The 14808-nt window shown below is 68.9% G+C and carries 14 protein-coding genes and 1 pseudogene; 3 read left to right on the top strand and 12 right to left on the bottom strand.

Going from position 1 to position 14808, the window contains the following annotated elements:
* From V6M46_RS01715 to V6M46_RS01705, 3 genes are all read right to left on the bottom strand, one after another.
* A partial coding sequence (locus V6M46_RS01715; protein WP_332661994.1) for a metal ABC transporter permease occupies positions 1–720 on the bottom strand: 720 nt, incomplete at its 3' end.
* Positions 717–1490 carry a metal ABC transporter ATP-binding protein gene (locus tag V6M46_RS01710; RefSeq protein WP_332661993.1) on the bottom strand — a complete coding sequence of 258 codons (774 nt, stop codon included), beginning with the start codon at positions 1488–1490 and terminating at the stop codon, positions 717–719. The genes V6M46_RS01715 and V6M46_RS01710, both read right to left, overlap by 4 nt.
* Complete coding sequence (locus V6M46_RS01705; protein WP_332661991.1) at positions 1487–2416, bottom strand: metal ABC transporter substrate-binding protein; 930 nt, start codon at positions 2414–2416, stop codon at positions 1487–1489. The genes V6M46_RS01710 and V6M46_RS01705 overlap by 4 nt, the downstream gene beginning before the upstream one ends.
* Before the next feature lie 151 nt (positions 2417–2567).
* On the opposite strand from V6M46_RS01705, the gene V6M46_RS01700 reads away from it, so the two are divergent.
* Positions 2568–3644: an ABC transporter ATP-binding protein gene (locus V6M46_RS01700; RefSeq protein ID WP_332661989.1), complete on the top strand. Its 1077-nt coding sequence runs from the start codon at positions 2568–2570 to the stop codon at positions 3642–3644.
* 52 nt (positions 3645–3696) lie between these two features.
* Here V6M46_RS01700 and nagB read toward each other — a convergent pair whose 3' ends face one another.
* From nagB to V6M46_RS01665, 7 genes are all read right to left on the bottom strand, one after another.
* Positions 3697–4467, bottom strand: coding sequence for a glucosamine-6-phosphate deaminase (gene nagB / locus V6M46_RS01695; RefSeq protein ID WP_332661988.1), 771 nt, complete (start codon positions 4465–4467; stop codon positions 3697–3699).
* Positions 4455–5387: an ROK family protein gene (locus V6M46_RS01690; RefSeq protein ID WP_332661986.1), complete on the bottom strand. Its 933-nt coding sequence runs from the start codon at positions 5385–5387 to the stop codon at positions 4455–4457. Before V6M46_RS01690 ends, nagB begins: the two co-directional genes overlap by 13 nt.
* Positions 5384–6820 (bottom strand): glycoside hydrolase family 3 protein, encoded by a 1437-nt coding sequence (locus tag V6M46_RS01685; protein WP_332661985.1) that lies wholly within the window; start codon positions 6818–6820, stop codon positions 5384–5386. The genes V6M46_RS01690 and V6M46_RS01685 overlap by 4 nt, the downstream gene beginning before the upstream one ends.
* Positions 6817–7635, bottom strand: coding sequence for a carbohydrate ABC transporter permease (locus V6M46_RS01680; protein WP_332661983.1), 819 nt, complete (start codon positions 7633–7635; stop codon positions 6817–6819). Before V6M46_RS01680 ends, V6M46_RS01685 begins: the two co-directional genes overlap by 4 nt.
* A complete protein-coding gene (locus V6M46_RS01675) occupies positions 7632–8534 on the bottom strand; it encodes a carbohydrate ABC transporter permease (RefSeq protein ID WP_332661982.1) in 903 nt (300 codons plus the stop codon). The genes V6M46_RS01680 and V6M46_RS01675 overlap by 4 nt, the downstream gene beginning before the upstream one ends.
* Positions 8535–8621: 87 nt before the next feature.
* On the bottom strand, positions 8622–9872 hold the full coding sequence (locus tag V6M46_RS01670; protein WP_332661981.1) for an extracellular solute-binding protein: 1251 nt from the start codon (positions 9870–9872) through the stop codon (positions 8622–8624).
* 70 nt (positions 9873–9942) lie between these two features.
* Positions 9943–11061 (bottom strand): ROK family transcriptional regulator, encoded by a 1119-nt coding sequence (locus V6M46_RS01665; RefSeq protein ID WP_332661979.1) that lies wholly within the window; start codon positions 11059–11061, stop codon positions 9943–9945.
* Positions 11062–11250: 189 nt separating this feature from the next.
* On the opposite strand from V6M46_RS01665, the gene V6M46_RS01660 reads away from it, so the two are divergent.
* Both V6M46_RS01660 and V6M46_RS01655 read left to right on the top strand, forming a co-directional pair.
* The gene (locus V6M46_RS01660; protein WP_332661978.1) at positions 11251–12636 is read left to right on the top strand and encodes a glycine--tRNA ligase; all 1386 of its coding nucleotides are present in this window, start codon (positions 11251–11253) and stop codon (positions 12634–12636) included.
* 25 nt (positions 12637–12661) lie between these two features.
* A complete protein-coding gene (locus tag V6M46_RS01655) occupies positions 12662–13243 on the top strand; it encodes a hypothetical protein (protein WP_332661975.1) in 582 nt (193 codons plus the stop codon).
* Positions 13244–13330: 87 nt separating this feature from the next.
* On the opposite strand, the gene V6M46_RS01650 is transcribed toward V6M46_RS01655, so the two are convergent.
* Together V6M46_RS01650 and V6M46_RS01645 are read right to left on the bottom strand one after the other, a co-directional pair.
* Positions 13331–14332 (bottom strand): TAXI family TRAP transporter solute-binding subunit, encoded by a 1002-nt coding sequence (locus V6M46_RS01650; RefSeq protein ID WP_332661973.1) that lies wholly within the window; start codon positions 14330–14332, stop codon positions 13331–13333.
* Positions 14329–14808, bottom strand: a pseudogene (locus tag V6M46_RS01645) (C4-dicarboxylate ABC transporter permease); the annotation flags it as partial. The pseudogene V6M46_RS01645 and the gene V6M46_RS01650, both read right to left, overlap by 4 nt.

The raw sequence follows: 14808 nt of genomic DNA, 5'->3' as shown, positions 1-14808 counted from the left end.
GATCTCATAGCTCGACACGACGCCGCCGATGGCGGCGAACAGGCCGATCGCCATTGCGGCGAGATGTGTCGTGCGGAAGCTGCGGGTCAGCTGTTGCGCGGCGGCGACGGGCACGACCATCAGGGCCGACACGAGCAGTAGTCCGACGGTCCGCATCGCGACGGTGATGGTCACGGCGGCGAGCACCGCGATGAGGATGCTGTAGACGCGCACCGGCACCCCGCTGACCTGCGCGTGCTCCTCGTCCTGGCACACCGCGAACAGCTGTGGCGAGAGACCGACGGCCAGGCCGATGACGAGCACCGCGAGGATCGCCACGAGCGTGAGATCGCCGTTGTCGATCGTCGCGATCGAGCCGAACAGGTAGCTGTTGAGTGTGGCTGCGCTGTCCCCGGCGAGGTTGGTCAGCAGGACACCGCCGGAGATGCCGCCGTAGAACAGCATCGCGAGGGCGACGTCGCCGCTCGTGCGGCCGTACATGCGCAGCAGCTCGATCACCACCGCACCGATCACCGCGACGATGACGGCGGTCAGGACCGGTGCGATGTTGGCGATCAGCCCGATCGCGACGCCGGTCAGCGCGACGTGCCCGATGCCGTCGCCGAGCAGTGCGAGCCGGCGCTGGACGAGGAATGTGCCGATCGCGGGCGCAGCCAGCCCGGTGAACACCGCGGCGACCAGCGCGCGCCGCATGAACTCGTAGTCAAGTAATTCGATCATCGCCAGACCCCCTCGCCGGTCAGGCCCTCGGGAGTCGGTGGCACACCGTGCGTGTGCACGTGGGCGTGGTCCTCGCCGATGAGCCCCTCGACGCTGCCTTCGTACGCGACCTCGCCGGCGTGGAGCACGATCGCGCGATCGATCAGGGGACGCAGGGGGCCCAGCTCGTGAGCCACCAGGAGCACCGACGAGCCCTCGTGCACGAGGCCGCCGAGCAGCTCCGCGAGGGACTCCTGGTTGTCGTGGTCGACGCCTGCGGTGGGCTCGTCCATGATGAGCAGCTCGGCCTCGGAGGCCAGGGCCCGGGCGATGAGCACGCGTTGCTGCTGGCCGCCGGAGAGCTCACTGAGCGACGAGCGCGTCCGGTCCGGCAGTCCCACGCGCGAGATCGCGGCATCGACGGCCGCGGCATCAGCCTTGGTGCTCCAGCCCCAGAACCTGCGGTGGGCGAGCCGGCCGCTCATCACGACCTCGTGGACAGTCGCGGGGACGCCGGCGACGGCACGCGAGCGCTGGGGCACGTACCCGATGCGGTGCCGGTCGTGGAACCGGTCGAGCGGAGTGCCGAACAGCTCGACCGTGCCGGCGCTCATCGGGATCAGCCCGGTGGCCGCCCGCACGAACGTCGACTTGCCCGAGCCGTTGGCGCCCAACAAGGCGACGAACTCACCCGCCGACACGTCGAGGTCGACCTGTCGCAGGACAGGTCGACCATCGAGTGCCACGCTCACGCCGCGTGCTTTCAGCGGCTGTTGCGGGTCAGTGCTCATGTACAGGAGTTTGCCTCTCTCAGGGTCTCGAGGTTCTTGTGCATGAGCGTCAGGTACGTCTGGCCCTTGGTCGCGTCGGACAGACCCTCGATGGGATCGAGCGTAGCGGTCTTCGCGCCAGTCTCCTTGGCGATCGTGTCGGCGATCGCGGGGCTCACGAGCTCCTCGGTGAAGATCGTGGTGATCTTGTCCTTGCGGACGAGGTTCGTGATGTCGGCGAGCTGCGAAGGCGACGGCTCGTTGGCCGGGTCGAGGCCGGCGATCGGCACCTGGGTCAGGTCGTATCGGGCGGCGAGGTACTGGAATGCGGCGTGGCTCGTGACGATCGTGCGCGTACGGCAGGTCTCGAGCCCGGTCTCGAACTCGGTGCCCAGCGTCTCGAGCTCGGAGATGAGCTTCGTGGCGTTGGCAGCGTAGTCAGACGCGTGGTCCGGGTCCACCGCCGAGAGCCTGGCCTCGATGCTCTTGGTGATCTCGACCATGTTCTGCGGATCGAGCCAGACGTGGGGATCTTCCTCCTCCTCGTGACCCTCCTCGCCGTGGTCGTGACCATCCTCGGCGCCCTCCTGGAGCGGCTTGAGCCTGACGACGGAAGCGACGTCGATCGTGTCCTTGGCCGGCCGGTCGGCCTGCTTGACGGCCTCGTCGACAGCGGCCTGGAAGTGCTGCTGGAAGACCACGAGGTCGGCGTTCTGCACGTCGCCGACCTGCTTGGGCTTGAGCTCGAGGTCGTGCGGCTCGGCACCGGGGGAGGTCAGGTTCTCGACGTCGACGTGAGTGCCCCCGACCTGCTCGGCGACGAACGCGAACGGATAGAACGACGCGACCACGCTGGTCGTGTCGTCACCTCTGTTCGCGGAGCTGCCACACGCGGCAAGGAGGAGTACGAGTGGCAGCGCGCCGAGCAGGGCGAAGGGCTTCTTCATGAGAACGATTCTCAAGTAGTTGGGAATCGTTGTCAAATGAGGGGACGGTGCCGGAACGTGACGTGGCTCACTGTACGATGAGCGGGCACCACCACATCACCCATCACTCGGATCGTCCGGCACGTACCTGCCGGTGAAGGGAAACATCAGCATGTCATCAGTCACGTTCGAAAAAGCCACCCGAGTCTTTCCGGGTCAGGAACGCCCAGCAGTCAACGAGCTCGACCTCCATGTCGAGGACGGCGAGTTTCTCGTACTCGTCGGTCCCTCCGGCTGCGGCAAGTCCACCTCCCTGCGCATGTTGGCGGGGCTCGAGGAAGTCGACGAGGGACGCCTGCTCATCGGCGAGCAGGACGTCACCGACCTGCCGCCCAAGGCCCGCGACATCGCGATGGTCTTCCAGAACTACGCGCTCTACCCGCACATGACGGTCGCCGAGAACATGGGCTTCGCGCTCAAGATCGCCGGAGCCAACAAGGCGGACATCAGCAAGCGGGTCGCCGAGGCGGCCGCGATGCTCGACATCACGGACTACCTCGACCGCAAGCCCAAGGCGCTGTCCGGTGGTCAGCGCCAGCGCGTCGCGATGGGGCGCGCGATCGTGCGCTCACCCCGCGTGTTCCTGATGGACGAGCCGCTGTCCAACCTCGACGCCAAGCTGCGCGTCCAGACGCGTACGCAGATCGCCCAGCTGCAGCGCCGGCTCGGCACGACGACGGTCTACGTCACGCACGACCAGGTCGAGGCCATGACGATGGGTGACCGCGTCGCGGTGCTCAAGGACGGCCTCCTGCAGCAGTGCGCCGCACCGCGCGAGATGTACGACCGCCCGGCCAACCTGTTCGTCGCCGGCTTCATGGGCTCGCCGAGCATGAACCTGATGGAGCTGCCCGTCGTCGACGGCGGGGTGAGCTTCGGTGACCTCGTCGTGCCGGTCGCCCGCGACACCCTCGCCGACGCCCACGCCGCGGCCGTGACGCTGGGCATCCGACCGGAGAACCTCGTCGTCAGCGACAGCGGCCTCAAGCTCGAGGTCGATGTCGTCGAGGAGCTGGGCGCCGACGCGTACGTCTACGGCCGCGCGAACGTCGGCGGCACGGAGCGGACCATCGTGGCGCGCGCCGACTGGCGCAAGCCGCCGGCCAAGGGCGAGACGATCTTCCTCGCGCCCGACGACCCGGCGGGCGTGCACATCTTCGCGACGGACTCGGGCCGCCGACTCGGCTGATCTTGTCGTGACTGGTGGGGGTGCCTCGTACGAGGCGCCCCCACTGTCACGTTCAGAAGCGCTGCCAGTCGGGCTTGTTGTCCCACGCCTCGCGGTAGTAGTCGGCGAGCTGCAGCCCGGCTGCGGCGGCCTCGTCCACGACCACGGTGGCGCGCGGGTGCAGCTGCAGGATCGACGCGGGGCAGAACGCCGACACCGGCCCCTCGACGGCGGCCGCGACGGCGGCGGCCTTGCCCTCGCCCGTGGCGATGAGCACGAGGTGCCGGGCGTCGAGGATCGTGCCGAGACCTTGGGTGATGACGTGCCGGGGGACCTCGTCGATCGAGTCGAAGAACCGCGCGTTGTCGGCGCGGGTCTGGCGCGTCAGGGTCTTGACCCGGGTGCGTGAGGCGAGCGACGAGCCGGGCTCGTTGAAGCCGAGGTGGCCGTCCGTGCCGATGCCGAGCAGCTGCACGTCGACGCCGCCGGCCTCGGCGATCGCCGCCTCGTAGCGCGCGGCCTCCGCCGGGATGTCCTGGGCCTCGCCGTTCGGGCCTTCGACCTGCTCCAGGTCGACTCCGTCGGTGAACTCACGACGGATGACCGAGTGGTACGACTCCGGGTGGGTGCGCGGCAGCCCGACGTACTCGTCGAGCAGGAATGCCCGGCACCCGGCCAGGCTCAGCGACTCCTCGCGGTGGCGACGGATCAGCTCCCGATAGGCCGGCAGAGGTGACGAGCCGGTCGCCAGGCCAAGGACCGCGCCGGGGCGGACGTGCGTGACGACGATGTCGGCGACCAGGGCACCTGCGGCGTCCCGGTCCTCAACGATCACGACCTCCACGGACGAACCTCCTCGTCTTCCGCGCCGAGCAGCGCGGCACCCAATGCGCCGGCGGGATGCCCGGCCGGCAACCACCGTACGCGCTCAGCGATGCCGGCGAGGCGGCCCAAGGACGTGCTCTCGGCGTTGCGGAGCTCGGCGAGGATCGCGTTGCGCAGGGCAGGCGTCGCCGAGACGACGCCGCCGGTCACCAGCACACAGCTGACGTCGACGCTGTAGGCCAGCAGGCTGATGGCCTGCGCGATGCCGGAGGTGAGCTCGTCGCGGATCCGGGCCGCATCGAGGTTGCCACTGTCGGCGGCCTCGAACAGCTCGGCAGCGGTGCCGGCCCACTGCCGGCGTACGCCACTGCCCGACGCGTAGAGCTCGAGGCAGCCGCGCCGCCCGCAGGGGCAGAGCGGACCGGTCGGGTCGTGCACGAGATGACCGATCTCCCCGGCCATGCCTCGCGAGCCGTGACGCAGGCGGCCGTCGAGCAGCAGTCCGGCGGCGATGCCGGTGCCGACGTTGAGCAGCGCGAGGTCGTCGATGTCGGAGCCCTGGTCGCGGAGCCACTGGAGTCCGCCGAGGGTTGCCGCCTTGACGTCGTTCTCGACGGCGGTCGGTATGCCGTCGGCGCCCGCCGAGACCGCCCCGGCGAGGTCCAGGGGGTCACCGTCGAGGCCCAGGTTGATCGCATGCGTGACGGCGCCGGCGTGCACGATGCCCGGCACGCCGAGCCCGATGCTGAGGACCTCGGCATCTGCCGGGAGCCCGGAGCGCAGCGCTGCGACCATGTCGAGAGCGCTGCCGACCACGCCCTCGGCGCCCTTGCGGGTCGGATGGGTGGCCTCGCGGACGAGGTCGTGCGGTTCCTCGGCGGTGACGGCGATGCCGTGAACCGTCGTGCCCCCGATGTCGAGGCCCAGGCGGAGCTTCATCGGTCACCCCGCATCGTGGTGGCCAGCGCATCGGTGAGCACGGCGGCGGACCCGTACGTACGCACGACGCGGTCATACGTATCGAGTGCCGGGTCGGGCCAGCCGAGCTCGACGAGGACTGTGCGCGGATTGCCGGCGAGCTGGCGCTGGATCCAGTCCCAGACGACGGGGACGGCGGTGGCGCGTCGGACGACGATCGCGACAGCGCCGTCGAGCACAGAGGTGTGCGGGACGTCGTCGGCGGTCAGGTCGATGAGGTCGGCGCCGAGGTCGAGCCGGCCCCATGCGGTGTCGCCGACGGCGAGGTTGGTGCCGGTGTCGATGCGGACGACGGTCGCCGGCCCGCCGAGGTCCGGCGCCCCGGCGGTCAGCGCGGCGGCAACGCGTGCGGACGCCTCCCTGGCCGCGTCGATGACCTCCTGCGCGTCTTCGCGGACCGCGACGCCGCTCCAGCTCTCCCGCAGCGCCTCGACCCGCCTCGCCGCCTCGGTGAGCCGGGCCAGCGGCAGGTCTCCGGACTCGACCGCGCTGCGCACCGCGTCGACGGCCTCCTCGATCGAGGTCGGCGACTCGGTCTGTTCTGGCCCGAGGCACAGCAGGTCGGCCCCGGCCGCGAGCGAGAGCACGGCCGCGCCGCCGATGCCGTGGACCGCGCTGGCGCCGGCCATGTCGAGCGCGTCGGTCACGATGACGCCGCCGAAGCCGAGCTCGTCGCGGAGGAGGCCGGTGAGCACCGCCCGGCTGAGGGTTGCCGGCTCCTGGTCGTCGAAGGCGTCCAGCACCACGTGCGACGTCATGATCGTGGCGGCCTCGCCGACCACCGCGGCGAACGGCACGAGCTCACGCGCGCGGAGCATGTCGGCGCCGGCGGTGACGCGGGGGAGCCCGAGGTGCGAGTCGGCGCTGGTGTCGCCGTGACCGGGGAAGTGCTTGACCGACGCCGCGATGCCCTGGGACGCGAGCCCCGAGACGTACGCCGCGGTGTGCCGGGCGACGAGCGCCGGATCGGCACCGAAGCTGCGCGTCCCGATGACCGGGTTGCGCGGATTGCTGTTGATGTCGGCGCTGGGCGCGAGGTCGAGCCAGACCCCGGCGCGGGCCAGCTCGGCGCCGATGCCGGCCGCAATCGCGCGAGTCACCGTGACGTCGTCGTACGCCCCCAGGGCTGCGTTGCCGGGGTAGGGGCTGCCGGTACGTGCGTGGAGCCGCGTCACGTCGCCACCCTCCTCGTCCAGCGCGAGAACCGCGGTGGTGTCGATGCGGCGTACGTCCCGGGCGAGGTCGGCGAGGTCGGCGGACGGGGTCATGTTGTTGCCGTACAGGCACACCCCGGCGAGACCCCGGGCGTACGCCTGGGAGAGCCACTCCGGCACCTCGGGGCCGCTGAAGGCGCCGAGCATCACGCCGTACGCCAGTCGTCGCACCGCGCTCATCCCTTGACCGCCCCGCCGACCATGCCCGAGGTCATGCGGTTCTGCACGATCATGAACAAGATGATGACCGGCGTCGCGACGAGCGTCGCCCCGGCCATGACGGCAGGCCAGTCGACCGCCTCGTTGGACACGTCGGTCAGGCCCTTGAGCCACAGCGGCAGCGTCCGGTTGGACGGGTCCATGACGACGACGGCGAGTGTGTACTCGTTCCACGCCTGCAGGAAGCCGTAGACGCTGCTCGCGACGAGCCCGGGCGCGAGCAGCGGGAACGTGATCGTGAAGAACGCCCGCGTGCGGCTGCACCCGTCCGTCATCGCGGCCTCCTCGAGGTCGATCGGGATGCCGTCGACGAAGCCCCGCAGCATCCAGACCGTGAACGGCAGGATCAGGGCGGTGTAGAGCAGGCCGAGCCCGACGACGCTGTTGAGCAGTCCCCACTCGTTGAGCATCTTGTACTGGGAGATGAACAGCGCTTCCGGTGGGATCATCTGGACCGCCAGCACCGTGAAGATGAACGAGCGCCGGCCGCGGAAGCGGAAGCGGGAGATCGCCACAGCGGCGACGAAGCCGCAGAACACCGCAGCGATGATCGCGAGCAGCGTCACGGTCAGGCTGAGCCTGAGCGAGTCGACGAACGAGTCGTCGAACACCCGGCCGAACCCCGAGGCGTTGAAGTCCGGCAGGAACGACGGGTCGGGGGAGCGGAGCGCCTCGACGGGCTGGAACGCGCTGTTGAAGATCCAGTAGACCGGGAACGCCCAGATGACGGCGATGACGATCGCGACGACGCCCCACGTACGGGCTCTGGCGTTCATCGGGGTTCCTCCTTGAGCAGGGACCGCACGTAGCGGAAGGTCAGGGCGAGCGTCAGCACCAGGACGAACATGGCCAGCGCTGACGCGGAGCCGTAGTCGTTCTGCCCGATGCCCAGCGTGTAGATGTAGGTGCCGAGCAGGTGTGTCTCGCTCGGGGTGCCGCCGACGTTCTGCAGGAAGTTGATCTGGGCGAAGACCCTCAGGTCCCACACGAGCTGCAGGAGCATCACGATCGTCAGGACGGGCTTGATCGTCGGATAGACGATGTGGCGGAACCGTTGGATCGCGGTGGCGCCGTCGAGATGGCTCGCCTCGAGCGTCTCCTCCGACACCTGGGTCAGCGCCGCGTACGCCGTGAAGGCGACGAACGGGACGCTCATCCAGATGATGATGACGCTCGCGACGAAGAAGAACGACAACGGGTCGATGAGCCAGTTGTGGCCGTCGAAGCTGCCGAAGCCGAGCGTGCGCAGCGACCAGTTGACCAGGCCGTACCGGGTGTCGAACAGCCACTGCCAGGCCGTCATGGCAGCGATGACCGGCATGGCCCAGGCCAGCAGCATGCTGACCTGGAGGATCAGTCGCGGCGCGGTGGACACCCGCTTCATCAGCACCGCGACGAGGGTGCCGAGGACCATCGTGATCGAGGCATTGACCAGGCAGAACGCCAGCGAACGGGCGATGACGGTCCACATCGTGCGGTCGGTGACGAGCTCGCGATAGTTGTCGAGCCCGACCCATGGCGCGGGCTGGCCGAACTGCTGGGCGCGCCCGAACTCGTGGAACGACAGCACGAGCTGCCGGCCCAGCGGGTATGCCATGCCGATGACGAGCACGAGGATCGCCGGGACGAGGAGGGCGTACGATCCGGCCCGGCGCCTCAGGCGGGTGCTGCTCATGTGATCCCTCCTTGCCTTTCAGGTCGTCGTGGCGCGCGGAGTGGGGCCTGCGGTCAGCCCGCAGGCCCCACCCTGTCGCGATTGCGATTACTTGTTGAGTGCTGCGTTGAGCTTGTCGTCAGTGGCCTTGGCCGCCGATGCGACGTCCTCGCCACTGGCGATCTTGCCGAAGAACTCCTCCATGATGCTGGCGCTCTCGACCGCCGCCCATTCCGGCGAGGCCGGGGTCAGCTTGGAGTTGCTCGCCGCCGCGACGGCCGCCTTGGCGAACTCGTCGTCACCCATCAGGTTGGTGAACGAGTCGTTGGCCGGGCCGAGGCCGTTCTGGGCCAGCTGCTGCTGGAACTCGTCGCTGTAGATCAGCTTGAGCAGGTCGAACGACAGGTCCTGGTTCTTGGACTTGGCCGAGATGCCGAGGTTCGAGCCGCCGGCGAACACGGGAGCGGCGCCACCGTCGACGCCGGGAAGCGCGAAGCCGCCGAGGTCGGCCGCCCGCTTCTCGTCGACGCTCCAGCGCGCCCAGCTCGGCGCCATGAACATCGCGGCCTCGCCGTTGTTGAACGCGGTCCACGGCTCGGCGTCCTTGCCGTCCTTGGGTGCGGTGGTCGCCTTCTCGTACAGCCCCTGGAGCTCGGTCAGGCCCTTGACGCTCTCGGGCGACGACAGGGTGGCGACCCACTTGCCGTCCTCCTGCGTGGCGATGTCGCCGCCGTTGGCGAAGATCCAGCTGATCCCGTTGCGCCAGTCCTGGCCCGGCAGCCAGAAGCCGGAGAACTTGGCGTCGCCCTCGGCCTTGAGCTGGGTCGCGGCCTGGTTGAAGTCGGCGAGCGTCGTCGGCACCTCGAGGCCGGCGTCCTTGAACGCCTTCTTGCTGTAGAAGATGTAGCGCGAGCCCCAGTAGTAGGGGACGGCCGAGACCTTGCCGTCGTACGTGCCGGCCTCGACGAAGCTCTTGGGACCGATCGTGTCGCCGAGCTCGTCGAGCTTGTCGGTGAGGTCCGTGAACGCGCCGACGCTCGTGAACGTCGCGGCCTGCGTGTTGCCGACCTCGACGACGTCGGGCGTCTTGTCGCTCTGCAGCGCCGTGTTGAGGCGGGGGATGAGCTCGCCCCACTCGATGTGCTGGACCTTGAGGCTCTTGCCCTCGTGCTGCGCGGCGAACTCCTTGACGAGCCAGTCCTCCACCTTCTTGGGGGTGTCCTCCTTGCCGGCGAGCCACAGGGTCACGGTGTCGGACCCGCCCTCTGCCTCGTCGCCGTCGCTGCCACCGCAGGCGGCGAGTGCGGTCAGGGCGAGGGCGGATGCCACCCCGGCTGCCGCGATCTTGGTGAGCTTCATGCGTTTGTCCTCTTTCGAATCGTTCCTGGTCGTACGTCGTGGAGTTCGTCTGTCGGGCCGTGTCGGCAGGTCACACCACCCCTAGCTCGCGATAGCGCACGAGCGCTGCCGCGCCGGTGAGCACGAGGTCGTCGTCGAGCGGGGCCAGGCGGATCTGGACTCGCTGGGCGACGAACGGAAGGGTCTGGTGCGCGAGCGCGCTGCGTACGGCGTCGATCAGGGCGCCCTCGAGCAGCTCGGCCGGGCCGTAGAGCACGACGTCGGCGATCCCGAGGGTCGTGACGACGGGTGTCAGCACGGAGGCGAGCTTCGTGCCGACGTCAGCGCGGGCGGCGTCGCTGTCGAGCCGGCGCAGCGCCGGGGCGGCGAGGAAGGTCTCGAGGCAGCCGCGGTTGCCGCAGGCGCACTGCCGGCCCTCGGGATCGACCACGACGTGTCCGATCTCGCCGGCCGACTGCAGGGGACCGGAGAGCGCGCGTCCGTCGATCATGACGCCGCCGCCGACGCCCTGTCCGATCGTGAGCAGGAGCAACCCGCCGTCGTCGCCGTCGCCGAACGCGCTCTCGGCGACCGCGGCGACGTTCGCGTCGTTGCCGGCGTGGACCGGGAGCCCGATCGCCGCCGAGAGCTCGCCGGCGAGGTCGAGGTCGGTCCAGCCCAGGTTGGGCGCGAGGACGACCGTGCCGGCCGCGTCGACGATGCCGGGGGTGCCGATACCGACACCGAGGATGCGCCGGGTCGTGGCGTCGCGCAGGCGGGCCGCCAGGTCGGAGATCACCGTGAGGTCGTCGCCGCGGACGAACGGGACCTGTTCGCGCGCCAGGATGTGACCGTCCAGGTCGACGACGGCACCAGAGAGCTGGCCGTCGGCGGACAGGTCGAGGGCGATCGTGACCGGCGCCGTGTCCGACATCCCGACGAGCGTCGCGGGCTTGCCCATGTGGGTGCCGGGCCGGGTGCCGAGCTCGCTGACGAAGCCCTCCTCGATGAGCTCGGCGACGAGATCGGAGATCGTGACGCGGGTCAGCGACGTCTCGCGGGCGAGGTCGGCGCGGCTGCGGGCGCCGTCGTCGACGAGCTGCTGGAGGATCAGCGCGCGGTGATGCCGGCGGGTGTCGGCGGGGCGTACCTTGCCGATGGGCCGACGACCTGCGGTGCTGCGCGTACGGGCCTGATTGATCTGGGTCACATAGTTAATAAAGCGTACTAACAAACTCGTCGTCAAGGGATTCCCGTGACAAATGCGTTAATTCGCGCGCTCCCGCCCGCCGCCGGGGGTGAATCGGTCGCCGACTAAAGTGGGGCGGACCCTCGGGCGTACGTCATCACGATGAGGTGCACAGGCCCGCCGACACCCAGCCGGATTGGAAACACCCCCATGGCATCGACCGTCGACAACGTCATCAGCCTCAGCAAGCGCCGCGGCTTCGTCTACCAGTGCGGGGAGATCTACGGCGGCACCAAGTCCGCCTGGGACTACGGTCCGCTGGGCGTCGAGCTCAAGGACAACATCAAGCGTCAGTGGTGGCGGTCGATGGTGCAGAGCCGCGACGACGTCGTGGGCCTCGACTCGTCGGTGATCCTGCCGACCGACGTCTGGAAGGCCTCCGGCCACCTCGCCGCGTTCGTCGACCCGCTCGTCGAGTGCCGGAGCTGCCACAACCGCTTCCGCCAGGACCACCTCCAGGAGTCGTACGCCGAGAAGAAGAGCATCGACGACCCCGACACCGTCACGATGGATCTCATCGCGTGCCCCAACTGCGGCACCCGCGGCGAGTGGACCGAGCCGCGGATGTTCAACGGCCTGCTCAAGACGTTCCTCGGCCCGGTCGAGTCCGAGGAGGGCCTGCACTACCTGCGGCCCGAGACCGCGCAGGGCATCTTCGTCAACTTCACGCAGGTCATGACGACCGCGCGCAAGAAGCCCCCGTTCGGCATCGGCCAGATCGGCAAGAGCTTCCGCAACGAGATCACGCCGGGCAACTTCATCTTCCGCACCCGCGAGTTCGAGCAGATGGAGATGGAGTTCTTCGTCGAGCCCGGCACGGACGAGGAGTGGCACGAGACCTGGATCAAGACGCGCATGGACTGGTACACCGGCCTGGGCATCAAGGCCGACAACCTGCGGCTGTTCGAGCACCCGCAGGACAAGCTCTCGCACTACTCCAAGCGCACGGTCGACATCGAGTACCGCTTCGAGTTCGCCGGCTCGACGTGGGGCGAGCTCGAAGGCATCGCCAACCGCACGGACTTCGACCTCAAGACGCACAGCGAGCACTCCGGCAAGGACCTGACGTACTTCGACCAGCCCAACAACGAGCGCTGGACGCCGTACGTCATCGAGCCCGCAGCGGGCGTCAACCGCTCGATGATGGCCTTCCTGATCGACGCGTACGTCGTGGAGGAGGTGCCCAACGCCAAGGGCGGCACCGACCCGCGCACCGTCCTCAAGCTCGACCCGCGCCTCGCGCCGGTCAAGGCCGCGGTGCTGCCGCTGTCGCGCAACGAGGAGCTGTCGCCCAAGGCGCGGGCGCTGGCCGCCGAGCTCCGTGGGTTCTGGAACGTCGAGTTCGACGACGCGCAGGCGATCGGCAAGCGCTACCGCCGGCAGGACGAGATCGGCACGCCGTACTGCATCACGGTCGACTTCGAGACCCTCGACGACCAGGCCGTCACGATCCGTGAACGCGACTCGATGGTGCAGGAGCGCATCGCGCTCGACCAGGTGACGTCGTGGCTCGCGGCGCGTCTGCCGGGCTGCTGATCCGCCCGTGAGCGACAATCGGCACGTGTTCTCTACCAGGATCGTCGCGGGCGTCGCGGCACTCGCGCTCGCTGCCGGTTGCTCGTCCTCGTCGGACGACAAGAAGTCCGACGAGGTGCCGGTCCCCAAGGGGTTCGACGTGCCCAAGGGCGTCACCCTGACGAAGGGCGGGACGAAGCTGACCGAGGACAAGCCGGCCAGCGTGGTCTACCAGGTTGGCGACAAGGCAGCCAGCGCGATCACGGTGACCGTCTCGTCGGTGCGCAAGGGCTCGATCAAGCGGGACTTCACGTTCTTCTCCCTCGACGAAGAGACCAAGGCATCGACGCCGTTCTACGTCGACGTCACGGTCAAGAACGAGGGCCCAGCCGGTCTGGGCGGCGCCGCGCTGCCGATCTTCGCGCACGACTCCAGCAACACCAACCTCCCGGCCAACCAGATCGTCGGCACGTTCAAGCCGTGCCGCAACTCGACGCTGCCCAAGAGCTTCCTGCCCGGTGCCACCGCCAAGCTGTGCCTGGTCTACCTGGTTCCCAAGGGCAAGGCTCTGCAGTCCGTCGCCCTCCAGACCGGCTCGACGAAGGACGCCATCACCTGGACGCCTTGAGGTCGTGAGCTGACCCAGACCACCGAAAGGCGCCAGGCGATCCACCCCCCGAGGGCAGATCGCCTGGCGCCGTTGTTCGACTCGGTGCTACTTCACCAGCTCGTCGATGGCCTTCTTCGCGCCCGGGTGGATCGGGATGGGACCTGAGTCCAGGGCGTTGGCGGGATCGATCTCGGCACCCGAGGGGTGGACCGTGCTGAGCTCGTCCTTGCTGTCGAAGGTGACCTTGGCCAGGGCACACGCCTGGTTGTCGGGCATGTCATCGCTGACCAGCAGGACATTGGGAACGGCGATGACGTCCAGGTCGGCGTCGGTCTTGTAGGTCGCGGCCGGGATGGTCGCCTTCTCGTAGACCGGGCTGATCTTCTGCAGGTCGGGCAGGAGGGCCATGGTGTCGACGAACTCGACCTTGCCGCGACTGGACGTGAACAGATCGGTCAGCGCCGGGGTGGGCAGGCCGCCCGACCACACGAATCCGTCGATCGAGCCGTCCTTCATGCCGTCGATCGTCTTGGTCAGGTCGAGGCGCTGCTGGGAGACATCGCCCTTCTTCAGGCCGGCCGCGTCAATCAGGCGTTCGGCGATGACCTCGGTGCCTGACTTGGGGGACCCGGTCGAGATCCGCTTGCCCTTGAAGTCGGCGATCGACGTGATGCCGGAGTCCTTGCGCACCACGACCTGGGTGTAGTTGGAGTAGATGCGACCCAGCGCGGACACGTTCTGCTTCGAGGTGAAGGAGCTCTTGCCCTCGACCGCGTCGGCGGCGGTGTCCGCGAGGGAGAATGCGACGTCGTAGTCACCCGACACGAGCTGCTCGATGTTCTGGACCGAGGCTCCCGTCTCGGCGGCGGTGGCCTTCAGGTCGGTCTTGTCGCCGATGATCTTGGCGAGGCCGCCGCCGACGACGTAGTAGACGCCGGTCGAGTTGCCGGTGGCGATGCTGATCTGGCCCGATCCGGACTCGCAGCTGGACGCGTCGGCGTCGGAGCCCGCAGCGTTGTCGCGCTGGCCACCCCCGCAGGCGGTGAGAGCCAAGGCGGACACGAGGACCGCTGACGTGAACAGAGTGGATTTCCTGGGTGCTTTCATACCTGACGAACTCCTTCTAGTGGGGACTGCAGGGTGGGTGTGGTCTTGCGGCGGGCGAGATGGATCGTGAGGGCGATGCCGAGTACGACGAACCCGGCGATGATCGAGACCGGCTCGAGGTAGAGCAGCAGCAGCGCGGCGGCGACGGCGAGGCCGCGTTCGGCACGGCCTGCAGGCCCGAACATCCATCCAGTGGTGGCGACGGCGAGCGCGGCGACCGCGAACGCGCTGACCGCTGTCGTCCAGAGGACGTCGACGAGGGGCCCTTGCGCCACGAGGGCCTTCCCGTTGTCGGTCATGATGAACGCGAGTGGGGCGAGGAAGGCCGGAAGCGTGTACTTGCAGGCCTGCATCATGGTCGGGATGATCCTGCCGCCGGTGATGGCGGCCGAGGCGACGGCCGCGAGAGCAGTCGGCGGCGAGACCTCCGAGAGCACCGCGTAGTAGAAGATGAACATCGCGACGACGGGCGGCTC

This window comes from Aeromicrobium sp. (assembly GCF_036676885.1).
In the GTDB taxonomy this organism is placed as follows: Bacteria; Actinomycetota; Actinomycetes; order Propionibacteriales; family Nocardioidaceae; genus Aeromicrobium.
Note: the sequence above shows the minus strand (reverse complement) of the source record. Positions and strands in the feature narration are given on the sequence as shown.

What these genes read in the sequence shown, in the direction of transcription:
- V6M46_RS01670 (WP_332661981.1), bottom strand. Translation starts at nt 9,872, where the DNA reads ATGAAGCTCACCAAGATCGCGGCAGCCGGGGTGGCATCCGCCCTCGCC.
- V6M46_RS01680 (WP_332661983.1), bottom strand. Translation starts at nt 7,635, where the DNA reads ATGAACGCCAGAGCCCGTACGTGGGGCGTCGTCGCGATCGTCATCGCC.
- V6M46_RS01700 (WP_332661989.1), top strand. Translation starts at nt 2,568, where the DNA reads ATGTCATCAGTCACGTTCGAAAAAGCCACCCGAGTCTTTCCGGGTCAG.
- V6M46_RS01675 (WP_332661982.1), bottom strand. Translation starts at nt 8,534, where the DNA reads ATGAGCAGCACCCGCCTGAGGCGCCGGGCCGGATCGTACGCCCTCCTC.
- V6M46_RS01710 (WP_332661993.1), bottom strand. Translation starts at nt 1,490, where the DNA reads ATGAGCACTGACCCGCAACAGCCGCTGAAAGCACGCGGCGTGAGCGTG.
- V6M46_RS01705 (WP_332661991.1), bottom strand. Translation starts at nt 2,416, where the DNA reads ATGAAGAAGCCCTTCGCCCTGCTCGGCGCGCTGCCACTCGTACTCCTC.
- V6M46_RS01690 (WP_332661986.1), bottom strand. Translation starts at nt 5,387, where the DNA reads ATGAAGCTCCGCCTGGGCCTCGACATCGGGGGCACGACGGTTCACGGC.
- V6M46_RS01685 (WP_332661985.1), bottom strand. Translation starts at nt 6,820, where the DNA reads ATGAGCGCGGTGCGACGACTGGCGTACGGCGTGATGCTCGGCGCCTTC.
- V6M46_RS01650 (WP_332661973.1), bottom strand. Translation starts at nt 14,332, where the DNA reads ATGAAAGCACCCAGGAAATCCACTCTGTTCACGTCAGCGGTCCTCGTG.
- V6M46_RS01660 (WP_332661978.1), top strand. Translation starts at nt 11,251, where the DNA reads ATGGCATCGACCGTCGACAACGTCATCAGCCTCAGCAAGCGCCGCGGC.